The organism is Streptomyces odontomachi (assembly GCF_024435355.1).
Lineage (GTDB): Bacteria > Actinomycetota > Actinomycetes > Streptomycetales > Streptomycetaceae > Streptomyces > Streptomyces odontomachi.
Genome location: NZ_JAMJWG010000016.1, coordinates 211624 through 229558 on the forward strand (window position 1 = coordinate 211624; position 17935 = coordinate 229558).

At 68.5% G+C, this 17935-nt stretch carries 18 protein-coding genes, 1 tRNA gene and 1 pseudogene; 4 read left to right on the forward strand and 16 right to left on the reverse strand.

The window, feature by feature from the left end; translation table 11 throughout:
* Position 1 precedes the first annotated feature (1 nt).
* Positions 2 to 1483 (forward strand): ATPase BagB, encoded by a 1482-nt coding sequence (gene bagB / locus NQO67_RS29395; RefSeq protein ID WP_255953328.1) that lies wholly within the window; start codon positions 2 to 4, stop codon positions 1481 to 1483.
* Between the two features lie 289 nt (positions 1484 to 1772).
* Here bagB and NQO67_RS29400 read toward each other — a convergent pair whose 3' ends face one another.
* Positions 1773 to 2132 (reverse strand): WhiB family transcriptional regulator, encoded by a 360-nt coding sequence (locus NQO67_RS29400; protein ID WP_255953329.1) that lies wholly within the window; start codon positions 2130 to 2132, stop codon positions 1773 to 1775.
* A gap of 1024 nt (positions 2133 to 3156) precedes the next feature.
* Between NQO67_RS29400 and NQO67_RS29405 the strand changes: the two genes are divergently transcribed.
* Positions 3157 to 5469 (forward strand): transglycosylase domain-containing protein, encoded by a 2313-nt coding sequence (locus tag NQO67_RS29405; protein ID WP_255953330.1) that lies wholly within the window; start codon positions 3157 to 3159, stop codon positions 5467 to 5469.
* Between the two features lie 258 nt (positions 5470 to 5727).
* Here the strand turns inward: NQO67_RS29405 and NQO67_RS29410 are convergent, their stop codons facing one another.
* Positions 5728 to 6195 (reverse strand): GatB/YqeY domain-containing protein, encoded by a 468-nt coding sequence (locus tag NQO67_RS29410; protein WP_255953331.1) that lies wholly within the window; start codon positions 6193 to 6195, stop codon positions 5728 to 5730.
* A gap of 339 nt (positions 6196 to 6534) precedes the next feature.
* Here NQO67_RS29410 and NQO67_RS29415 point away from each other — a divergent pair, with 339 nt between their 5' ends.
* Together NQO67_RS29415 and NQO67_RS29420 are read left to right on the forward strand one after the other, a co-directional pair.
* Positions 6535 to 7464 carry a metallophosphoesterase gene (locus NQO67_RS29415; RefSeq protein ID WP_255953332.1) on the forward strand — a complete coding sequence of 310 codons (930 nt, stop codon included), beginning with the start codon at positions 6535 to 6537 and terminating at the stop codon, positions 7462 to 7464.
* 161 nt (positions 7465 to 7625) lie between these two features.
* Positions 7626 to 7699: transfer RNA gene (locus tag NQO67_RS29420), tRNA-Pro, on the forward strand.
* Positions 7700 to 7966: 267 nt separating this feature from the next.
* Here NQO67_RS29420 and NQO67_RS44890 read toward each other — a convergent pair.
* From NQO67_RS44890 to NQO67_RS29485, 14 genes and pseudogenes are all read right to left on the reverse strand, one after another.
* Positions 7967 to 9185: pseudogene (locus NQO67_RS44890) on the reverse strand (site-specific integrase); the annotation flags it as partial.
* Entirely contained in the window at positions 9182 to 9388 is a 207-nt protein-coding gene (locus tag NQO67_RS29430) for a helix-turn-helix domain-containing protein (protein ID WP_255953333.1), read from the reverse strand. The pseudogene NQO67_RS44890 and the gene NQO67_RS29430, both read right to left, overlap by 4 nt.
* A complete protein-coding gene (locus NQO67_RS29435) occupies positions 9385 to 10692 on the reverse strand; it encodes a replication initiator (RefSeq protein WP_255953334.1) in 1308 nt (435 codons plus the stop codon). The genes NQO67_RS29430 and NQO67_RS29435 overlap by 4 nt, the downstream gene beginning before the upstream one ends.
* A 129-nt stretch (positions 10693 to 10821) precedes the next feature.
* On the reverse strand, positions 10822 to 11079 hold the full coding sequence (locus tag NQO67_RS29440; protein ID WP_255953335.1) for a SpdD protein: 258 nt from the start codon (positions 11077 to 11079) through the stop codon (positions 10822 to 10824).
* Positions 11080 to 11115: 36 nt separating this feature from the next.
* The gene (locus NQO67_RS29445) at positions 11116 to 11310 is read right to left on the reverse strand and encodes a hypothetical protein (protein WP_255953336.1); all 195 of its coding nucleotides are present in this window, start codon (positions 11308 to 11310) and stop codon (positions 11116 to 11118) included.
* Between the two features lie 18 nt (positions 11311 to 11328).
* Positions 11329 to 11520: a mobile element transfer protein gene (locus NQO67_RS29450; protein WP_255953337.1), complete on the reverse strand. Its 192-nt coding sequence runs from the start codon at positions 11518 to 11520 to the stop codon at positions 11329 to 11331.
* The gene (locus tag NQO67_RS29455) at positions 11520 to 11717 is read right to left on the reverse strand and encodes a hypothetical protein (protein WP_255953338.1); all 198 of its coding nucleotides are present in this window, start codon (positions 11715 to 11717) and stop codon (positions 11520 to 11522) included. Before NQO67_RS29455 ends, NQO67_RS29450 begins: the two co-directional genes overlap by 1 nt.
* A gap of 23 nt (positions 11718 to 11740) precedes the next feature.
* Positions 11741 to 12427: a DUF2637 domain-containing protein gene (locus NQO67_RS29460; RefSeq protein WP_255953339.1), complete on the reverse strand. Its 687-nt coding sequence runs from the start codon at positions 12425 to 12427 to the stop codon at positions 11741 to 11743.
* Between the two features lie 83 nt (positions 12428 to 12510).
* Positions 12511 to 13881, reverse strand: coding sequence for an FtsK/SpoIIIE domain-containing protein (locus NQO67_RS29465; RefSeq protein ID WP_255953341.1), 1371 nt, complete (start codon positions 13879 to 13881; stop codon positions 12511 to 12513).
* A 5-nt stretch (positions 13882 to 13886) separates the two neighbouring features.
* Positions 13887 to 14237: an SCO3933 family regulatory protein gene (locus NQO67_RS29470; RefSeq protein WP_255953342.1), complete on the reverse strand. Its 351-nt coding sequence runs from the start codon at positions 14235 to 14237 to the stop codon at positions 13887 to 13889.
* 124 nt (positions 14238 to 14361) lie between these two features.
* A complete protein-coding gene (locus NQO67_RS29475) occupies positions 14362 to 15090 on the reverse strand; it encodes a GntR family transcriptional regulator (protein ID WP_255953343.1) in 729 nt (242 codons plus the stop codon).
* A 400-nt stretch (positions 15091 to 15490) separates the two neighbouring features.
* Positions 15491 to 15733 carry a hypothetical protein gene (locus NQO67_RS29480; protein ID WP_255953401.1) on the reverse strand — a complete coding sequence of 81 codons (243 nt, stop codon included), beginning with the start codon at positions 15731 to 15733 and terminating at the stop codon, positions 15491 to 15493.
* A gap of 153 nt (positions 15734 to 15886) precedes the next feature.
* Positions 15887 to 16447: a DUF7848 domain-containing protein gene (locus tag NQO67_RS44830; protein ID WP_445195107.1), complete on the reverse strand. Its 561-nt coding sequence runs from the start codon at positions 16445 to 16447 to the stop codon at positions 15887 to 15889.
* 743 nt (positions 16448 to 17190) lie between these two features.
* Entirely contained in the window at positions 17191 to 17931 is a 741-nt protein-coding gene (locus NQO67_RS29485; protein WP_255953344.1) for a GntR family transcriptional regulator, read from the reverse strand.
* Positions 17932 to 17935: the final 4 nt, after the last annotated feature.

Sequence of the window (17935 nt, forward strand, 5' to 3'; positions counted from 1 at the left end):
CATGACGTCATCCGCTGCGAAGAGCACGGGCAGGGGGCCGGCCGGCAGCCTGTCCTCGGTCCGCGGCCTGGACGTGGATCCGCTGCTGGACGACCCGGAGACCCGCATCGTGGTGTGCTGCGGCTCCGGCGGCGTCGGCAAGACGACCACGGCCGCCGCGCTGGGCCTGCGGGCCGCGGAGCGCGGCCGGCGGGTGGTGGTGCTCACCATCGATCCCGCCCGCAGGCTGGCCCAGTCCATGGGCATCGACTCGCTCGACAACACCCCGCGCCGGGTCAAGGGCATCGACGACGCGGCCGGCGGCGAACTGCACGCGATGATGCTCGACATGAAGCGCACCTTCGACGAGATCGTCGAGGCGCACGCGGAGCCCGAGCGGGCCCGCGCCATCCTGGAGAACCCGTTCTACCAGTCCCTGTCGGCCGGTTTCGCCGGTACGCAGGAGTACATGGCGATGGAGAAGCTGGGCCAGCTGCGGTCCCGTGACGAGTGGGACCTGATCGTCGTCGACACCCCGCCGTCCCGCTCCGCGCTGGACTTCCTCGACGCACCCAAGCGGCTGGGGTCGTTTTTGGACGGCAAGCTGATCCGGGTGCTGATGGCACCGGCGAAGGTCGGCGGCCGGGCCGGGATGAAGTTCCTGAACGTGGGGATGTCGATGATGACGGGCGTCCTCGGCAAGCTCCTGGGCGGTCAGCTGCTCCGTGATGTGCAGACGTTCGTGGCGGCCATGGACACCATGTTCGGCGGGTTCCGTACCCGCGCGGACGCCACGTACCGGTTGCTCCAGGCACCGGGCACCGCGTTCTTGGTGGTGGCCTCGCCGGAGCGGGACGCGCTGCGTGAGGCGGCGTATTTCGTGGAGCGGCTGGCCGCGGAGCAGATGCCGCTCGCAGGGCTGGTACTGAATCGCGTGCACACCAGCGATGCCGCGCATCTGTCGGCCGAGCGCGCCTTGGCCGCCGCTGAGGCGCTGGACGAGACCGAGGTCCTGGAGGAGCCGGAGCTGCCGGACCAGCCGCAGGCGGCTGCGACTGAATCCGAGGCCGAGGCTGCGGCTGCGGCTGCGGCTGCGAACGAGTCGGGGGCGCGGGGCGAGGAACCGTCAGCGGACGGCGCTGAGACCGCGGCGGCGGATGCGGAAAATCTCGGCCAGGACCGCATGACCGAACCCATCCGTGGGAAGGCTGAAAATCGTACGTCCGCCGATCCTCCCTCGTCCGGCTCCCCACCCGGACCTTCGGCGGCCCGGGGCACCTCTCCCGACCCCCACGCCGTGGATCGTCTGACGTCCGGTCTGTTGAAGCTGCATGCCGAGCGCATGCAGCTGCTCGCGCGCGAGCAGCGCACCCGCGACCGTTTCACGGCCCTGCACCCCGAGGTCAGGGTCGTCGAGGTGGCCGCCCTACCCGGTGATGTCCATGACCTCGCAGGCCTACGGGACATCGGAGACCGACTGACCATGCCCGCAGAGGCCGACTGACGTCCAGGTCACAGTTACCGTCAAACGGCCAAGCCATACGGGCGAGTCACATGTGCGGAGTCACACGAGTCCACGGGCCATGGGCACGCTCATGCATCAGGTCATACATCACATGGGCACGGCTCATGCATCACATGGGCACAGCCATGCTGAGGCACGAAGACCGAGGCAAGATCATGGCGACGGCACGAAGATCACTGCGGCCCAGGAGCGGCGGCAACCCAGAAACGGCCTAGGAGTAGCGGCCCAGGACCGCGGCCGGGAACAAAGAATGCCGTGCCGATACCGCCTACCCGACGGCCGCGTAGCTTTCGTACGCGTCCTCGTAGGAGCCGTCGGCCACATCGGCGTCGAGCGGCAGCAGGCCTGCGCCTCGCTCGTACTCCGTGCGTGCGGTCTCCAGGAGCCTGCGCCAGGAGGTGACAGTGGGGCGTCTGCGCAGCAGCGCTCGGCGCTCCCGCTCAGTCATCCCACCCCACACACCGAATTCGACGCGGTTGTCCAGCGCGTCCGCCAGGCACTCGGTCCGCACCGGGCATCCGGTGCACACCGCCTTGGCCCTGTTCTGCGCTGCTCCTTGTACGAACAGTTCGTCCGGATCGGTCGTGCGACAGGCAGCCTGCGCACTCCAGTCGGTTACCCAGCCCATACCGGCGCCGTCCTCTCCCGAATCGAGGCTCCCCCACGGCGGCAGCGGCATATTCACCGCAGCCAGTTGAGGACGTTACGGAAGGTGGGCAGAGCGCAACACCCCCCTCGGGCCCAATCTTGAATGGCCCGAACGGACTATGCGTACGCGGCAGATCACCCAACGGAGTGACCTGAGTGCATAAGCAGCTAACCCGACTAATCCGGATGATTCACCCGGAACATAGCGGGCATCAACTGCCATTCGCCAAGCAACCGGACACTCCTCGCCGGCGTCCGACGCTGACACGACCAGGCAACCGCGTGACGACCAGGTACCGCCTCCGCCTTCAAGCCGGGCCATCCGCAATGGGCCCCGCACCGACCCCACGACCACCGCAAACGCCGCGAACGTCACGGAGAACACGAACCGACCTACGGGAGCCCCTCGCGGGAGCAACCTCAAAAGACCCAGGACAACCCGAACAATCCGAACACAACCCGAGCAGACAAGACCATCCAAGCGATTGCGATGAACAGGGCATGACCAGGGACGACTAGCAATAACCAGGGACAACCAGGGCCACTAGAACGAACCTCAACGAATCACGATGACCCGCCTCAGAATGACCTGACTCAGAGCGACCTAGAACGACATATAACGACGTGGAGCGACGTAGAACGACCCGATGAGCGGCCTGCGAGACTCTCGAGCCGTACGGGCCTTACGGGCCCTACGAGACCCGTGAAGCCGGCGACACTTCGAAACGTACGAAACCTGCGAACGAACCTGTGCGGGAACCTACGGACGAACCTATGGTGGGAGAACCATGCGACGCCCCGGCCACCTCGGCCGGATTCGGGGACGACCGAGGTCAATGAGCCACCGCACTGCCGAAACGGCCGTCGTACGAGTCGTACGAGATGACGGCCGCAAGGTCTGCCGTGAGGATGGCGTCGCCGTGACGGTGTTGCCGTGACAGTTGAGAGCAGCTTAGGCCAAGGCCTGTATCCCTGTCCGGCGAATGAGAACGTACGCTTCCTCCATGGGAAAGATGCGCTCGGGTGACGGTGACGAGTCACCGGTTCGGCAGGCCGTCAAGTTCCTCGCTGTCAGCGTGCTCGCGGGCGCCGTGCTGGCCGGGATCGCGCTCCCCGCGGCAGGTGCGCTGGGGCTCGCCGCCAAGGGGACCGTCCAGGGATTCGACGACATCCCGGCCAACCTCAAACGACCACCGCTGAGTCAGCGCACCAGCATCCTGGACGCCAAGGGCGACCAGATCGCCGCGGTCTACTCCCGTGACCGCACGATCGTCGACATGAAGCACATATCCCCGTATATGCAGCAGTCGATCGTTGCCATCGAGGACTCGCGCTTCTACAAGCATGGCGCGGTCGACCTCAAGGGCATCCTGCGAGCGCTCAACCAGAACGCGCAGAACGGTGGCGTGGCCCAGGGCGCTTCGACGCTGACCCAGCAGTACGTGAAGAACGTCTTCATCGAGGAGGCGTACGACCCGGCGACGGCGAAGGACGATCCGACGAAGATCGCCGAGGCCACCCAGCAGAGCATCGGTCGGAAGATCAAGGAGCTGAAGTACGCGATCCAGGTCGAGGAGGAGCTCGGCAAGAAGCAGATCCTCGAGAACTACCTGAACATCACGTTCTTCGGTGAGCAGGCCTACGGCATCGAGGCCGCCTCCGAGCGGTACTTCTCCAAGCACGCCAAGGATCTCGACCTGCCGGAGTCGGCCCTGCTGGCCGGCCTGGTCCAGTCGCCCAGCCGGTACGACCCGGTGAACGACCCGTCCGAGGCCACCAGGCGGCGCAACGTGGTCCTGCAACGCATGGCCGACGTCGGCAACGTCTCGCAGGCACAGGCGGACGCGGCCAAGAAGAAGCCGCTCGGCCTGAAGGTCAGCAAGCCGGACAACGGCTGCATCACGGCGGTCAAGGGCGCCGGCTTCTTCTGCGACTACGTACGCGACGTCTTCCTCACCGACCCGACCTTCGGCAAGACCAAGGAAGCCCGCGCGAAGAAGTGGAACAGCGGCGGTCTGACGATCCGTACCACCCTTGATCCCCAGGCGCAGGAGAGCGTCCAGAACTCGATCAAGAAGCACGTGTACGCGACGGACGAGGTGGCGACCGCCGTCACGCTCGTCGAGCCGGGCACCGGCAAGATCGTCGGCATGGGCCAGTCGCGACCGTACGGCTTCAAGAACAACGAGACCCAGATCAACCTCTCGGTCAACCACGACATGGGCGGCGGCGCCGGCTACCAGCCCGGATCCACGTTCAAGCCGATCGTCGCCGCGGCGGCCCTGGAGCGCGGCACGCCGGCGAACAAGGTGTACTCGGCGCCGTACCAGATGCCCTATCCGAGCCCCGTGTCGGCCTGCGACGGCAAGAACTGGGTGAACTCGGAGGGCTCGAAGCTCTCCAACGAGAACGAGTCCGAAAAGGGCCCGATGGGCATGAAGGAGGCGACCGCCAAGTCGGTCAACACCTACTACGTGCAACTGCTCGCCGACATCGGCATCTGCCCCGTCACCAACATGGCGGACAAGATGGGCGTCCGGCGTGCGGACGGAAAGCCCCTGGACCAGGCGCCGTCGATCGCGCTGGGCTCCCAGGAGATGTCACCGCTGACCATGGCGAGCGCGTACGCCACCTTCGCGTCGCGCGGCATGTACTGCACGCCCATCGCCATCGAGTCGATCACCGGCCCGGGCGGGAAGTCGCTTCCGGTGCCGAAGTCGAGCTGTCAGCGCGCCATGTCCCAGAAAACCGCGGACACCGTGAACACCCTGCTCAAGGGCGTGGTCCAGGACGGCACCGGCCAGCAGGCGGGGCTCCCGGACCGGGCGAGCGCCGGTAAGACGGGTACGACGGACGAGCGGTACGCGGCATGGTTCGTCGGCTACACGCCGAACATGTCCGGCGCCGTCTGGGTCGGCGACCCCGCGCACAACCGGAAGATGACCAACATCACCATCGGCGGTGTTCCGCACGACAAGGTCTACGGCGCCGACGTCCCGGGCCCGATCTGGAAGGACGCGGTCGGCGGAGCCCTCCAGGGCAAGCCGGCTCCGAACTTCAACCTCGTCCACATCCCCGACACTCCCGGGCACGGCAAGGACAAGGGCAAGGGCAAGGACAAGCCGGGCCACGGCCACGACACCACCTTCCCGCCCCCCAACTTCATCGGCGGCACCAGCAACGGCGGCACCACGGACGGCGGCGCAACCGGCGGCACCGTCGACGGCGGCCTGACGAACGGCGGCACCGCCAACGGCGGCACGGGCGGAAACGGCCGGCCCGGTGGAGGAGGGAACGGGGGCTGGCCGCAAGGATGACCGGCTCCGGAGTACGGGTGCCGGTTCCTCGGCCGCGGCGGGCGTAGCGGCCGAGGCGGCGGCGGGCTGCGGGGCGCGGCGGCCACGGGCTGCTGGGTCCGGCGCCCACGGGCTACTCGGCCCTGGCCCGGCGACAACGGGCCGCGAGGCCCCTGCTGGCCCCGTTGCCCGGCGCTCGGGCTCGCGCTCGGGGCGCTCAGGGCTCGGAGCTGCGGCGGCCCGGGGCCCCGGCAGCACCCCCCTGACCGCCCCGACCGACTAAACCCCCGCGAGGATCTTCTTCACGAGGGCGGCGACACGGCCGCCCTCGGCCCGCCCGGCCACCTTCGGGTTCACGATCTTCATGACCTGGCCCATGGCACGCGGCCCCTCGGCACCGGCGCCCTTCGCCTCCGCCACGGCCTCGGCGACGATCTGCTCCAGCTCATCGTCCGACAGCTGCTTGGGGAGGTATTCGGAGAGCACCTCTCCTTCGGCCGTCTCCCGCTCGGCCTGCTGGGTGCGCCCACCCTGCGCGAAGGCCTCGGCGGCCTCCCGGCGCTTCTTCGCCTCGCGGGTGATCACCTTCAGCACCTCGTCGTCGGAGAGCTCACGAGCGGACTTCCCCGCGACCTCCTCCTTCGTGATCGCCGAGAGGGTCAGCCGAAGCGTCGCGGAGCGCAGCTCGTCGCGCCCCTTGATCGCCGAGGTGAGGTCTTCCTGAAGCTTGGACTTGAGCGTGGTCATGGCCTGATTGTGGCAGTCCCGGGGAGCCGTGCGCCCGAAATTTGCGAGGGCGTGCGAGGCGGGTGTGGACGGGGCGTGTGTACAGGGCGGTGTACGGGGCCTGCGGGGCCGGTCCCGTTTCCCTGCTCGGGGGCCCTGCTCGGGTGGCTTCTCCGATTACAGGGCCTCCCTGATTAAGGCTAAGGGGCTCCCCTACCCAAGGGCTCCCGTTGCTCAAGAGGCCCAAGACGCCCAAGAGACCCAGGAGGCTCAAGAGACCCATGAGGCTCCTCGGGAGTGGTCCGGTCTCCCCGCGCACACGCCCGTAGCGCTCGACGTGACGTCTGACACGATGGAGGTATGCGCGCGCTATACGGAGTACCCCTGGGAATCACGGCGGTCGGCGCCGCCGGTCTCGTCTACTCGGTGGGCATCGAGGCCCGCTCCTTCCGACTGCGAAGGATCACCGTCCCGGTACTGCCACCCGGCATGGCCCCGCTGCGCGTGCTCCAGGTCTCCGACATCCACATGGTCAGCGGCCAGCGCAAGAAGCAGCGGTGGCTGCGCTCCCTGGCGGGCCTCCGCCCGGACTTCGTGATCAACACCGGCGACAACCTCTCCGACCCGGAGGGCGTACCCGAGGTCCTGGACGCGCTCGGCCCGCTCATGGAGTTCCCGGGCGCCTACGTCTTCGGCTCGAACGACTACTACGGCCCCAAGCTGCGCAATCCGGCCCGCTACCTCGTCGAAAAGACCCAGCGCAAACACGGCCTCAACGGCAACCCGCCGGCGGTGGGCGCCATCCACAACCCCTGGGAAGGCCTGCGCGACGCCTTCGACGGGGCGGGTTGGGTGAACCTCACCAACACCCGCGGCTCCCTCAAGATCGACGGCATGGAGATCGGCCTCACCGGCCTGGACGACCCGCACATCCGCCGCGACCGATACGCGGAGGTGGCGGGCGGCCCCGAAACCGGCGCCGACTTCTCCATGGCCGTCGTGCACGCCCCCTACCTGCGCGTGCTGGACGCCTTCACCACGGACGGTTACCCCCTGATCCTGGCCGGTCACACCCACGGCGGCCAGCTCCGCATCCCCTTCTACGGCGCCCTGGTCACCAACTGCGACCTCGACACCGACCGCGCCCGGGGCCTGTCCACCCACGACGCGGACGACCACACCTCCTATCTCCACGTCTCCGCAGGCTGCGGCACCAACCGCTACACACCGGTACGGTTCGCCTGCCCGCCGGAGGCGACGTTGCTGACGCTGGCACCCCGGACGGAGTGACCCCTCTCGTCCGCGAAGCGCGTGCCGCTTCGACCGCCGCCCGGTCGCCCCGGGGTGCGGGGCCCCGGATGCGGGCCCCGGCGCGGGCGGCAAAACCAGATTTCGTCTCGGGCCCCCGGTGGGATAAAGTAAGCGTCGTCGCCACGGTTCGCGGTCGACATCGGGGTGTAGCGCAGCTTGGCAGCGCGCTTCGTTCGGGACGAAGAGGTCGTGGGTTCAAATCCCGCCACCCCGACGCAGGTCAGAGACCCAATCGCATGATCGCGATTGGGTCTCTGAGCGTTCGTACAGCAGTGGAGTACAGCAACGGCTATGGCTGCTGGTGGCCGTCTTTGGCCGGCTCTCTCGGCTCCCCTGGCTCCCCCGGCTGGGGTTTCTGCTTGCGCTTGCCTTTCTTCTGCTTCTGCTTCTGCTTCTGCTTCTCCTTCTTGCGCTTGTCCTTCTTCGGCTTGCCCTCCTTCGGCCCGTCGTCCTTCTGCCTGTCGTCCTTGTGCTTGCTGCCGCCGCCGAGGGCCTTACCGAGCTTCCGGAGCGCCCGCCGGGTCTCGGCCGAGGGCACGTGGGTGTAGACCTCCATGGTCACGGCGATCTCGGAGTGCCGGAGGATCTGCATCGCGATCCGCGGGTGGACGTCGAGGGCGGCCAGCAGTGAGGCACAGGTGTGACGGGTGTCGTGCACACGGATCCGACGGACTTCAGCACGGTCGCAGCGGCGGTCGAACTCGCGGGTGAAGTTCCGCGGCTCCACCGGAGTCCCGTACCGGGTGGTGAAGACCAGGTCCGATTCCGTCCAGAGATCCTTAGCACGCTCCCTCGCCGTCTCCTGTTCCTTCCGCCGCAGCCGGAGGGCGGTCAGGCAGACGTCCGGCAGCGGCAGCACGGCTTCGGATGCCTCGGTCTTGGCCGTGTCCGTGTGGAGCAGTCGCCGACGGACACGCTGAAGCTGGTGCCGGACGTGCAGCTCCCCCGTGTCCAGATTCACGTCCGACCAGGTGAGTCCCAGCACCTCGCCCTTACGGAGGCCGAGGACAAGGATCAGGACGTACGCGGCGTATAGGTAGTCGCGCCAGGTCTGCGCGTTCTCCAGGAAGGTGCACGCCTCCTCGACGGACCACGGGTCGGGCCGCTTACGCCGGGCCCGTTGCACCTTGACCAGCTGGGCGACGTTCTTGGAGATGCGTTCTTCCACGGTGGCGTTGGTCAGCGCGCTCCGCAGGATGGTCCGGGCGTCGTTGACCGAGCGCTTGGAGAGGGTTTGCCCGCAGCACCCCCCCCTTGGCGCAGCAGCGTTGCCGTTCCTCCGGTCGTTTGGCGTCCTTGCCCTGCGCACAGCACTGGCAGGTCTCCGCGAGCTTGTTGAGCCAGCTCCGCATGTCCTGGACGGTCAACCGGTCGAGTCGCTTCGTGCCGAGGAACGGCACGATGTAGAGACGAACGGTCGTCTCGTACGTGGCGGCGGTAAGAGGGCGGAGATTGGGTTCCACCACCTCCTTGAGCCAGTACGTGAGGTACTGCGCGAGGGTCGGTGTGTTGGTGGCCACCGGCCCTTTCTTCGCTTCGGCGTGGAGCTTGAGCCACTTCTCGTGCACGTCCTTGCGCGTGGGTCCGTACACGTACTTGCGCTTACGGTTGCCGTCCGGGGTGGTGACCCAGGCGTAGGCGGCGTAGCCGTTCCGGTAGGCGTAGATCGAGCCTTCGCCATTGCTCCGCTTGCCGCTCATGCCGACCACCTATCCGCGTCCGCAGTAACGCGCTCTATGTACTCGTCGACCCAGGCCGGAAGGATCCGGCGGTTGCGGCCGACCTTCACGGAACGGATCTCGCCCGTGAGGATGAGCGACTTGGTCTTGGAGAGGCTGAAGCCGAGCATCACGGCGACCTCGGCCGTTGTGTGCCACTTCCGGCGGATCGTGGCCGGAGTCATCGGGTGGGTTCTCCTTCCGTTCCGGGGGCCGGTTCGAGGGATGCAGCGAGCCAGGCTTCGGCGGTGCTGAGGCCGGTTCCGGCGAAGACCCAGTGCGAGAGGACGAGGGTGGTTTCGGTGTCCTGCGGCACTGCGACGGGCGGGGCGGTCTGGGCTCGGCGCCAGTCGGCGCGGGCGGTGCGTAGGGCGCCGAGGGTGGTGGAGTAGCGGCGGGACTTGGTGGAGAAGTGGCCGCGGAAGCCGAGCATGTGGGCCCAGGCCCGTAGGCGGAGGCCGGCCAGGTCGCGGCGGGCGCCGAGGGTCCAGGCGGTGCGGATCATGCGTCGGGCGTGGTCGGAGATGCTGACCTGGGCGAGTTCGGCGAGGAAGCGGAGGGGCCGGTCGAGAGTGCCGGTCGTGGTCTCGGCACCCTTGGTGGCGTACTTGGCGATGTAGGCCGCCACGGCGCGGTCGGTCAGCTCCTGGTCGTGATCGAAGGCGGCGGAGCGGATCGGGCGGACGTCGAGTTGCCGGCCGAAGGTGAAGGCGTGCGTCCGGTCGTCGATCTGTGGTCCGTCGACGCGTGCGGCGGTGACGGCGGCCTGGATGGCGTCGGTCAGCAGCTCCACGGTGGCCCAGGGCGGGGGCGCGGTGTCACCGCCGTCGGGGCCGTCGAGGCGAATGACCGCGTGGAAGTGGACGGCGCCGCGCTTCTGGTACTCGGCCACTTTCGCGAAGGAGACGCGTGCGTGCTGCTGGAGCTTGCGTTGGGTCAGGCCGGCGCGCTTGGCGACCTCGCGGCGAAGGTAGATCGTGAAGCGCCGCCACAGGGCCCCGGCGTGTGCGTTCCAGAGGACGGCGGCTTCGTAGTCGTAGGTGTCCGGGGTGAGTGGGGTGCCGAGTGTCGGGTCTTGTTCGTCGTGGTGGTGGCCGCAGCGGCAGGGGCGCCCGCTGGTGGGGCGGTTGTGGACCGGGCCAAAGCTCGGTGCGGTGAAGGTGGCGAAGACGCGCGGGTGGGTGGCTACCTGGTCCGGGGTGCCTTTGCCGCCGCGTAGGCCGGCGGTGATCAGTTGGTAGGTGTCGCGGCGGTAGGTCTCTGCGCAGGCCGGGCAGCGGGTGGCGCGGCGGTTGTTGCAGCGGACGAGGAGGTGGCCGGCCGGGAGGGTGGTCGAGTCCAGGTGGTTGAGGATGCGGCCTATCTCGCCGGTCGTGGTGTTGATCTCGTGTTCGGTGCGGTGGCCGTCGAGACGTATGGGGCGCGTGCAGCCGCCCAGGCCGGATAGTTGGCGGGCCAGCTCGGGCATGGTGCCGAGCGAGGCCAGCATGGTGAGGTCCGCCAGCGGGGGCGGGATGTTGCGGGTGATGATGGGAGTTCCCTTCGACTGTTCACGGTTGGGAGGGACGGCCCCGGGGCGGCGGGATGCTTGGCGGCTTGTTGCCGCCCCGGTGGCCGGTCAGCGTTTGTTCGTGCTGGTGAGGAGCGAGCGCAGGACGACGGCGGCGATGGCCACGGACACGGCCGAGATGGCGACCGCCGCCAGGAGCGCGGTCAGGACTATGCCGACGACGACCACGGCGGCCACCGCGCCGACTCCGAGCCCGACGTATGGGGCGACCGGGCGGCCAGCGTTGGTGACGGGGGCGGGAGTCCGGTCCTGCTGGACGTAGACCGTCGGCAGGCTCGGGGGGTCGGGCAGCTTGGGTTGGAACACGGCGGACTCCTTGTCTTTGAGGGGTGTCGGTGGCTGTCAGTGGTGGGTGCCGTCGACGACGCCGACACCGCCGCGAGTGCCGGTCTCGATGGCGGGTGCGAGGAAGGTGTGGGAGAGCCAGAAGCCGAACAGGGCGATCACGACGGCGACCCAGATGCGGACACCGAGGAACTTGATCGAAGCCCAGGCAATGGCGCCCAGGATCAGGACGAGCGGGAGCGAGACGGTCAACGAGACCTCCGGAGCGGATCAGCGGACGGCGCAGCGATGTGTGCGGGCGGCCAGCTCGGCGGCGGCGCGGCTGTCGTAGTCGGTGGAGAAGCCGCAGCGTGGCGCCGTGCAGGCGGCGGTGTGCTTCTCGCGGCCCCGGGAGTCGTAGGAGGTGCCGACCTGGACCGGGCCGATGCGGACGACGTTGCGGAAGCGGCGGTTTGCGGACATCAGGTGGTCTCCTTCGTGTTCTCGTTCTCGCCGGTGAAGTCGGCGATGTGGTCGGTGAGCCAGCGCCGGATCTCGTCGCCCTCGTCGAGGTCGGCGGTGAGGATGACCGGTTCGGCGATGAGCACGGCTTCGGTGAAGCGGTTCTGTCGGGTCAGCTCGGCGGCGCGTTGCAGCACGCGGAGCGTGGACGGGCGCACGGTGGGAAGTCCTCCGGGTTGGGTCAGGTGAGTTGGGCGGCGATGGCTTCGGCGAGCTGCATGGGGACGCCGAGCCGGGCGCGCAGGGTCGAGGTGTCGATGGCCGTTCCGGTCCGGGCGTGGTGGTCGTCGGCGACCTTGCGCGCGAGCGTGACGAGCGCGGGCGGGACGGCGGTGGCTGCGGGAGACGGAGCCGATGGAGCCGGTTTCGATTCGGGTTCCATCTCCGGCTCCGTCTCCGGTCCCGGTCCCGCGGTGGGCAAGGCTTGTGTCGGCGGAACCGCATCCGGTGCGTCCGGTGCGCTTGGTGCGGGATCCGACTCGGGCTCCCGTGCTGGCGTCTGGTCTGCGGTCCCGTGGGCGAGCAGGGTGCCGCCGAGGAAGGCGACTGCGGGCCAGCCGGCGACGAGGATGCGCAGCCAGGCCGGTACGGCGCCCAGGTCGAGGAGCCCGGCCGTGGCGACGTTGGCGCCGAGCGAGGCGGTCAGCGCGATCAGGAACCAGCACCAGCCGGCCGCTTTCGCACCGCCGAGGCGCAGCCGTCGCCATGCCGCCACCAACAGCAGGTCGACGGAGACCGGATAGGCCCACGCCTTCCATCCGTGCTGCCCGGCGGCCGAGGCCAGATCGTGCAGGTGGGCGAAGGACAACGCGGCGGCGATCACCGCTTGGATCAGTACGGCGTCGACGCGGACGGGCAGGGCACGCACAGCGCGACTCCTTCCGGTTCCGGGCATGGGTGGGGTAGGGACGTGGCTTGGGGGGCCGCCACAGGCCGTTGGGTTGGGTGCGGTCAGTCGGTGACCGGACGAGGCGCGGTGACCGGCCCGCCCTTCACGGGCACGGGCGGGACGTACGGCCGGAAGGGCGAGAGGGCCGGTACGTCCGGAGCGAGATGCGCAGTTGCACGGCAGGAGGCCGCGGCATCGGCGAGGGAGAGGAAGGGTGTACGGATGCGGGACCAGCCGCCGGACGTGTCGCCGGCGACGGCCAGCCCCGGCAGCTCGGCGGCGATGGCGCAGGAGGCGTAGACCGCTTCAGGGGCGATGTCGCCGAGCGCCATCTCGGCGGACGCTTCGTCGTTCACGCGGTGGCAGACCCGGCCGGAGAGCTGGGCGCGGAGCATCGTGGCGCCCTTGCCCAGCTCGGCACCGAAGCGCTGGCCGCACACCTCCAGGTAGATCCCGGCCGCCCGGCCGAGCTGGGCGAGGCGGATGAGCTGGGTGACCATCTCGTCGCGCCGTTCCTCCTCCTTCCTGGTGGCGACGAGGAACAGTTCGGCCACCTCGTCGATGAACAGCACGATGGGAGCCGGTCGTTCGCTCTCCGGAAGGCCCCAGATGTCTGAGGTGATCAGCTCTTCCGGGGTGCCGTTGGCAACACCCTGCCGGGACTTGATCAGGTCGTAGCGGTCCTCCATCTCCTTCACGAGCACGGGAAGCAGCTCGGCCGCCTGCTCCGGATCGGTCGCCAGGGCGGAGAGCCGAGACGCAAAGGGCGCCAGCTCGACCCCGCGCTTGCAGTCGATCCCGACCAGGACGACCGGCTGGGCGGCCAGCCCGGTCAGCAGGTTCCGCAGGTACATGGATTTGCCCGACAGCGTGGCGCCGAGCACCAGTTCATGCGGAACAGCCCAGTAGTCGCGGACGAACGCAGTCGCGTCCTCCCGCAGCGCCACCGGCACCCGCAGCAGCCCGCCGCCGCTTCGACGAGGCATGCGCACCTTGCGCAGGACGTCGAAGCCCACCAGGCGCAGTTCGACGACTCCGGGTTTGACGTCCCTGACGTAGACGGCGTGCACGCCCCAGGCGTGGCGAAGCCGTTCGGCCGAGGCGGCCACGTCCGCCGGTTCCTGCCCTGGGGCCAGCCGCAGCCGGATCCGCAGGCCGGTCGTGGTGGGCCGGAGCATGCCCCGACGTGGCGGTACCGGCCGCACTTCACGACGTGTGGTCGCCCGGACGGCCAGCGCCCGCCACCGGGACGGCGCGACGGTCAGGCCGCAGGCGTCCATGGTCGACGAGTACGAGGCCATCAGTCGGACCACCGAGGCCGGTAGTCCGACCGTCGACCAGTACGCCGCCGGGTGAGCCTGCCGGGCGTAGACCGCACCACCTATCGCGGTGCACGCCCCGCCCAGTTCAGCCCAGGTCCCCAGGTCGGTCACGGCAATCAGCCCGCCTGCTCGGCCGGGAAGGCACCTGGGGCGACGGCGGTCGCCCGGAAGGCGATGCCGTGCCGCTGCTGACCGTTGAAGACGCTTTCCCACGGCCGCGCCAGAAGCCCCGGCAGCGATACCGGAGCACCGACGGTCAGGCCTTCGGTCACTCCGCTCTCGGGGATGGTGACCTGGAGCAGGGACGACTCACCCTCGTCGATGAAGACGACGCCGACGGTCATCAGCGCCTCGCCGCTCACGGCGTCCTTGGCGATCTCGCCGGTCTGCCGGTCGCGCACCTTCGGTGCAGGAGCCTCGGTCAGCAGGATCGTGGCGGACGAGGCATCGATACGGATCACACGCACAGGTTTTCTCCTTGATTCAGTCGATCAACCTGTCACCTGACAAGTTGACTTAGCAAGTTCGAAGGTAGAGATGCCAAGTTGACTTGTCAAGTGAGATGTATGGGGAACTCACCCCCAGCACCACTCAGTTCAGGCGGTAGGTGTCTTCCAGCTCCTGCCGATCGGCAGGCAGCACCACGTCAACGACCTGCAAGGCCCGCCCGGATGTGTCGCACGCGACGACGAGAACACCGAGCACGGGGACGCCGTCCGGCAGGCCGAGAAGCTCGGCTTCGTCGGCCCCTGGCAGTCGAGCAGAGACCCGCTCGGTCACGTGATCGAAACTGACCCTCTTCCGCGCCTCCAGGTGCTTGCGAACGCTTCCGCTCAGCACCTCAGCGTTCTCCAGCTCGGTGCCCTCCACCAGGTCAGCCGGGAAGTACGACGAGACCAGCTCGATCCCTTCGCCGTCCTCTTCGAGCAAGAAGCGACGCATCAGAACCTTGGCACCCTTCGGCAGGCCAAGCACCGATGCGACCCGAGCCGGAACGGGAACCCGGTCGACTTCAACCAGCCGTCCCGTGGTCTGTGACTCGTCGCGGTCAAGCGCCGCGCGACCCCGACGGTCCTTCTGCTCGACGACTTCGGGGCGGCCCCGGACGATCGTGCCGTATCCCTGCCGGGACTCCAGCCAGCCGTCCCGCTTCAGCAGCTCCAGCGCCCGAACCACGGTCGGGCGGGACATGCCGAAGGCCTGTACGAGCTGATTCTCGCTGGGGACCCGGGTGCCGGGTGGGTAGGTGCCATCCTCGATGCGGCTCTGGATCGTCTGCGCGAGGCGCACGTACTTGGGTGCCGCCACTTCATACGCCATGGACACTGCCTATCGAGATTGGCCAAGTCAACTGGTCAACCAGACTACCGACGTTTTCGCCGTCGCAGTAGCAGCGGAGCGTGTTCTCTCCTGGACGGCCAGGCGGCAGGCCTCCCGCAGAATGCCGGCGGCAACGGGTTCGGGCTCGGGCTCGGGGCGGCCAGCTCATCTCCTCTGGACGCCCCGCCCGCTCAGACGAAATGGGAGGTGAGCGGGCGGAGCGGTGTCCCTCACCGCGGTGCGGCACCCCAGCCAAGGGGGCGGACCGGGGCAGGAGCCCGAACCCGTCGGTTCGATCAGGGCGCGTCGGGGGGCGTCACCCATGCTCCAGGCTCGTCCGGTCAGAGGGACTACCCGACCGCGCACGCCACGGGGCGGCCGGCCGGGATCCTTGGGTGTCTCACGTCGATGACGGCCGTGCCTTCGTGAGCACGTCGGCGAGCATGCGGGCGGTGGAGAGGTTGCAGCGCCCCAACTCGATCAGCGGCTCGCCGGTGACGTACGCTGCGCTTTCAACCCACAGGGACGGCAGAACGATGCCGACCGCACCCAGGGCCGCGCGAATCTCCTCACACACCGTCTCGGCCTCTTCGACCGCCCCGCACGCGGCCCGTCGCTTGCCGCCCACATTCGCCTGCTTCACTGCGCACCCTCGCTTCCTGCTTCTCGCTTGCCTCGCTGATGTAGATCTGTGTCCCGCACTTGGTGCAGTGCGTTTCTCCTTTGGGCACGTCGTGCTCGCACTCTTCAGCCATGACCCGCACCCGGGACGCCGAGCGCACTCGGAGAGCCGTACTCATCGGCCCACCTCCAGCAGGAGCGAGACGCAGAAGACGACACCCAGGCCACCGGCCGCCACGACGAGCGCTAACAGCCCGGGAAGCTTCCAGGTCCGCCGCCCCCGAGGCCTTGTTCGCCGGAGAAAAGCGGACATCCGACGGCACCGTGGAGGACGGGGACGGGCGTGCCGGGTACGTCCGCCTTGAGACCTCCCACCCGTCCCTGTGGCGGGCAACAGTTGGCTGAGGACGATCGGCGGCTCGGTGGTGACTGCGACTGCCGGACCACCGGTGTTTGGGTCCACACGCCAACGCCTGCGTTCCGTCGACAGATACGAGCGGTGCGACGGATGAGCGCGCGTGTGCTGCATCATCCAGACCTGCACTGGACGAGCGGTGCCGCTCTCCTGCGCGGACGCCTCCTTGCACTTGGCGCACTGCGCCCCATAGAGAACGTCCAGGGCACTGTGACCGCCGGCCATGCTCAGAACCCAGTCCCGGCCCTTCAGGACGGCGTCCCCGTCCTGGCCCGGCCACGGCACGGTCGTGGCCGCGGGGGTGGTCGTTGCGCTCATCATCCGGCCACCCTCACGCCGTGGATCACGCGCGGACCGATGTCGATGCCGTACACCGCAAGCCACAGAGCGCGCCGCCGAAGGCGTTGTGTCTGGAGCTGCGCGCGCCGTTCCCGGATGGCATAGACCGGCCGGGAGCAGTCACGGTTTACGGCCGGCCGCACGGCCACTGACATCCGCAGCCGATGCGGGGGCAACGCCCTGGCCCAGCGACGCGCGGAACCGTCGACGACTCCCCCAGGCCGCCCCACCAGCACGAGCAGCCGCAACAACCTTCCCAAGATCTCTCGACTATGGTCGATCATGTCGACCTGCCTCCAACAGGTTCGGCCACGCCCCCGGATCGCGGCGCATGCGATTGCGGGGGTCTGTACGTGGCATGCCGATGTCGGGCGCCGGGCTGAACGACACTTCGGCGACCTGGCCTTGCACGTCGGATGCACCGTCGTTCCCATGAGATGCACCCACCGCGCTCACTTCTCCTCGCCAGTGCCGTCGCAGTCGAGACAGCGCCGTTTCGATGTGCTGCGAACGCGGTCATTGGCGACGGAGAGCGCGAGAGCCGTACGGGAGCCGACTCGCTTCCAGCCCCGTCCTCGGCACCCACGGCACGTCGACCGCGGACTCTTGTCCGGCCGCTGACCCGTCACTCCGCGCCCCCTTCAACTGAAGTGGCCTTAGCCACTTACTGGATAGTGGCATTAGCCACTTCGGGATGCAAGCGGTTCGGCGCAACGCACCCTCGATCAGGTGAGCAGGTAGCCCTTCTCGAAGGTCCAGCGGTGCGGGGGATAGGTGGCTTCGGCGAACTCCAACGGCCGATCCTGCAGGTCGTAGACCACGTGATGGATGATCAGGACCGCCGCACCCGGCTCCAACTGAAGGTCGGCCGCCTCCTCGTCCGTCGCACTCCGGGCACACATGCGATCTTCGGCATAGGTGCCCTGCCGCCCGGTCATCTGCTCCACGTACATCAGCGTTCCCTCACGAATCCGCTCAGGTTCCGTGAGCTTGGGCGCCCGCTGACCGACATCGGGACCGAACCACGACGTGGACAACGTGATGGGCCCGTCCTGGTTGTTCGTCACCCGCCGCCGATGAACGGCACGGCGATCCTTCACCAGGCCCAACGCCTCAGCGACGTGATCCGGTGCATCCAACCAGCCGGCCGACGTGATGACGGCGTACTCGCCGGGCGTGTAGATCTTCCCCGTCTGCTTGGCCCGGCCGTACAGCTCACGAGCCCGCCGGTTGACCTCCAGCCCCCGCACATAGGTGCCAGATCCCTGACGCTTCTCGACCAGGCCCTGATGACTCAGCGCCTCCAGCGCTCGCGCGGCCGTCGGTCTCGACACCTTCCAGTCCGCAGCCAGCTGCCGTTCTGAAGGAACCTCGTCCCCCGGCCTGAGGTCGCCCCGAAGAACCTGATCACGAATGAAGTGCGCGATCTGGAGATACTTCGGCTGGGCCTCTTCAATCTGCGGCATCCGC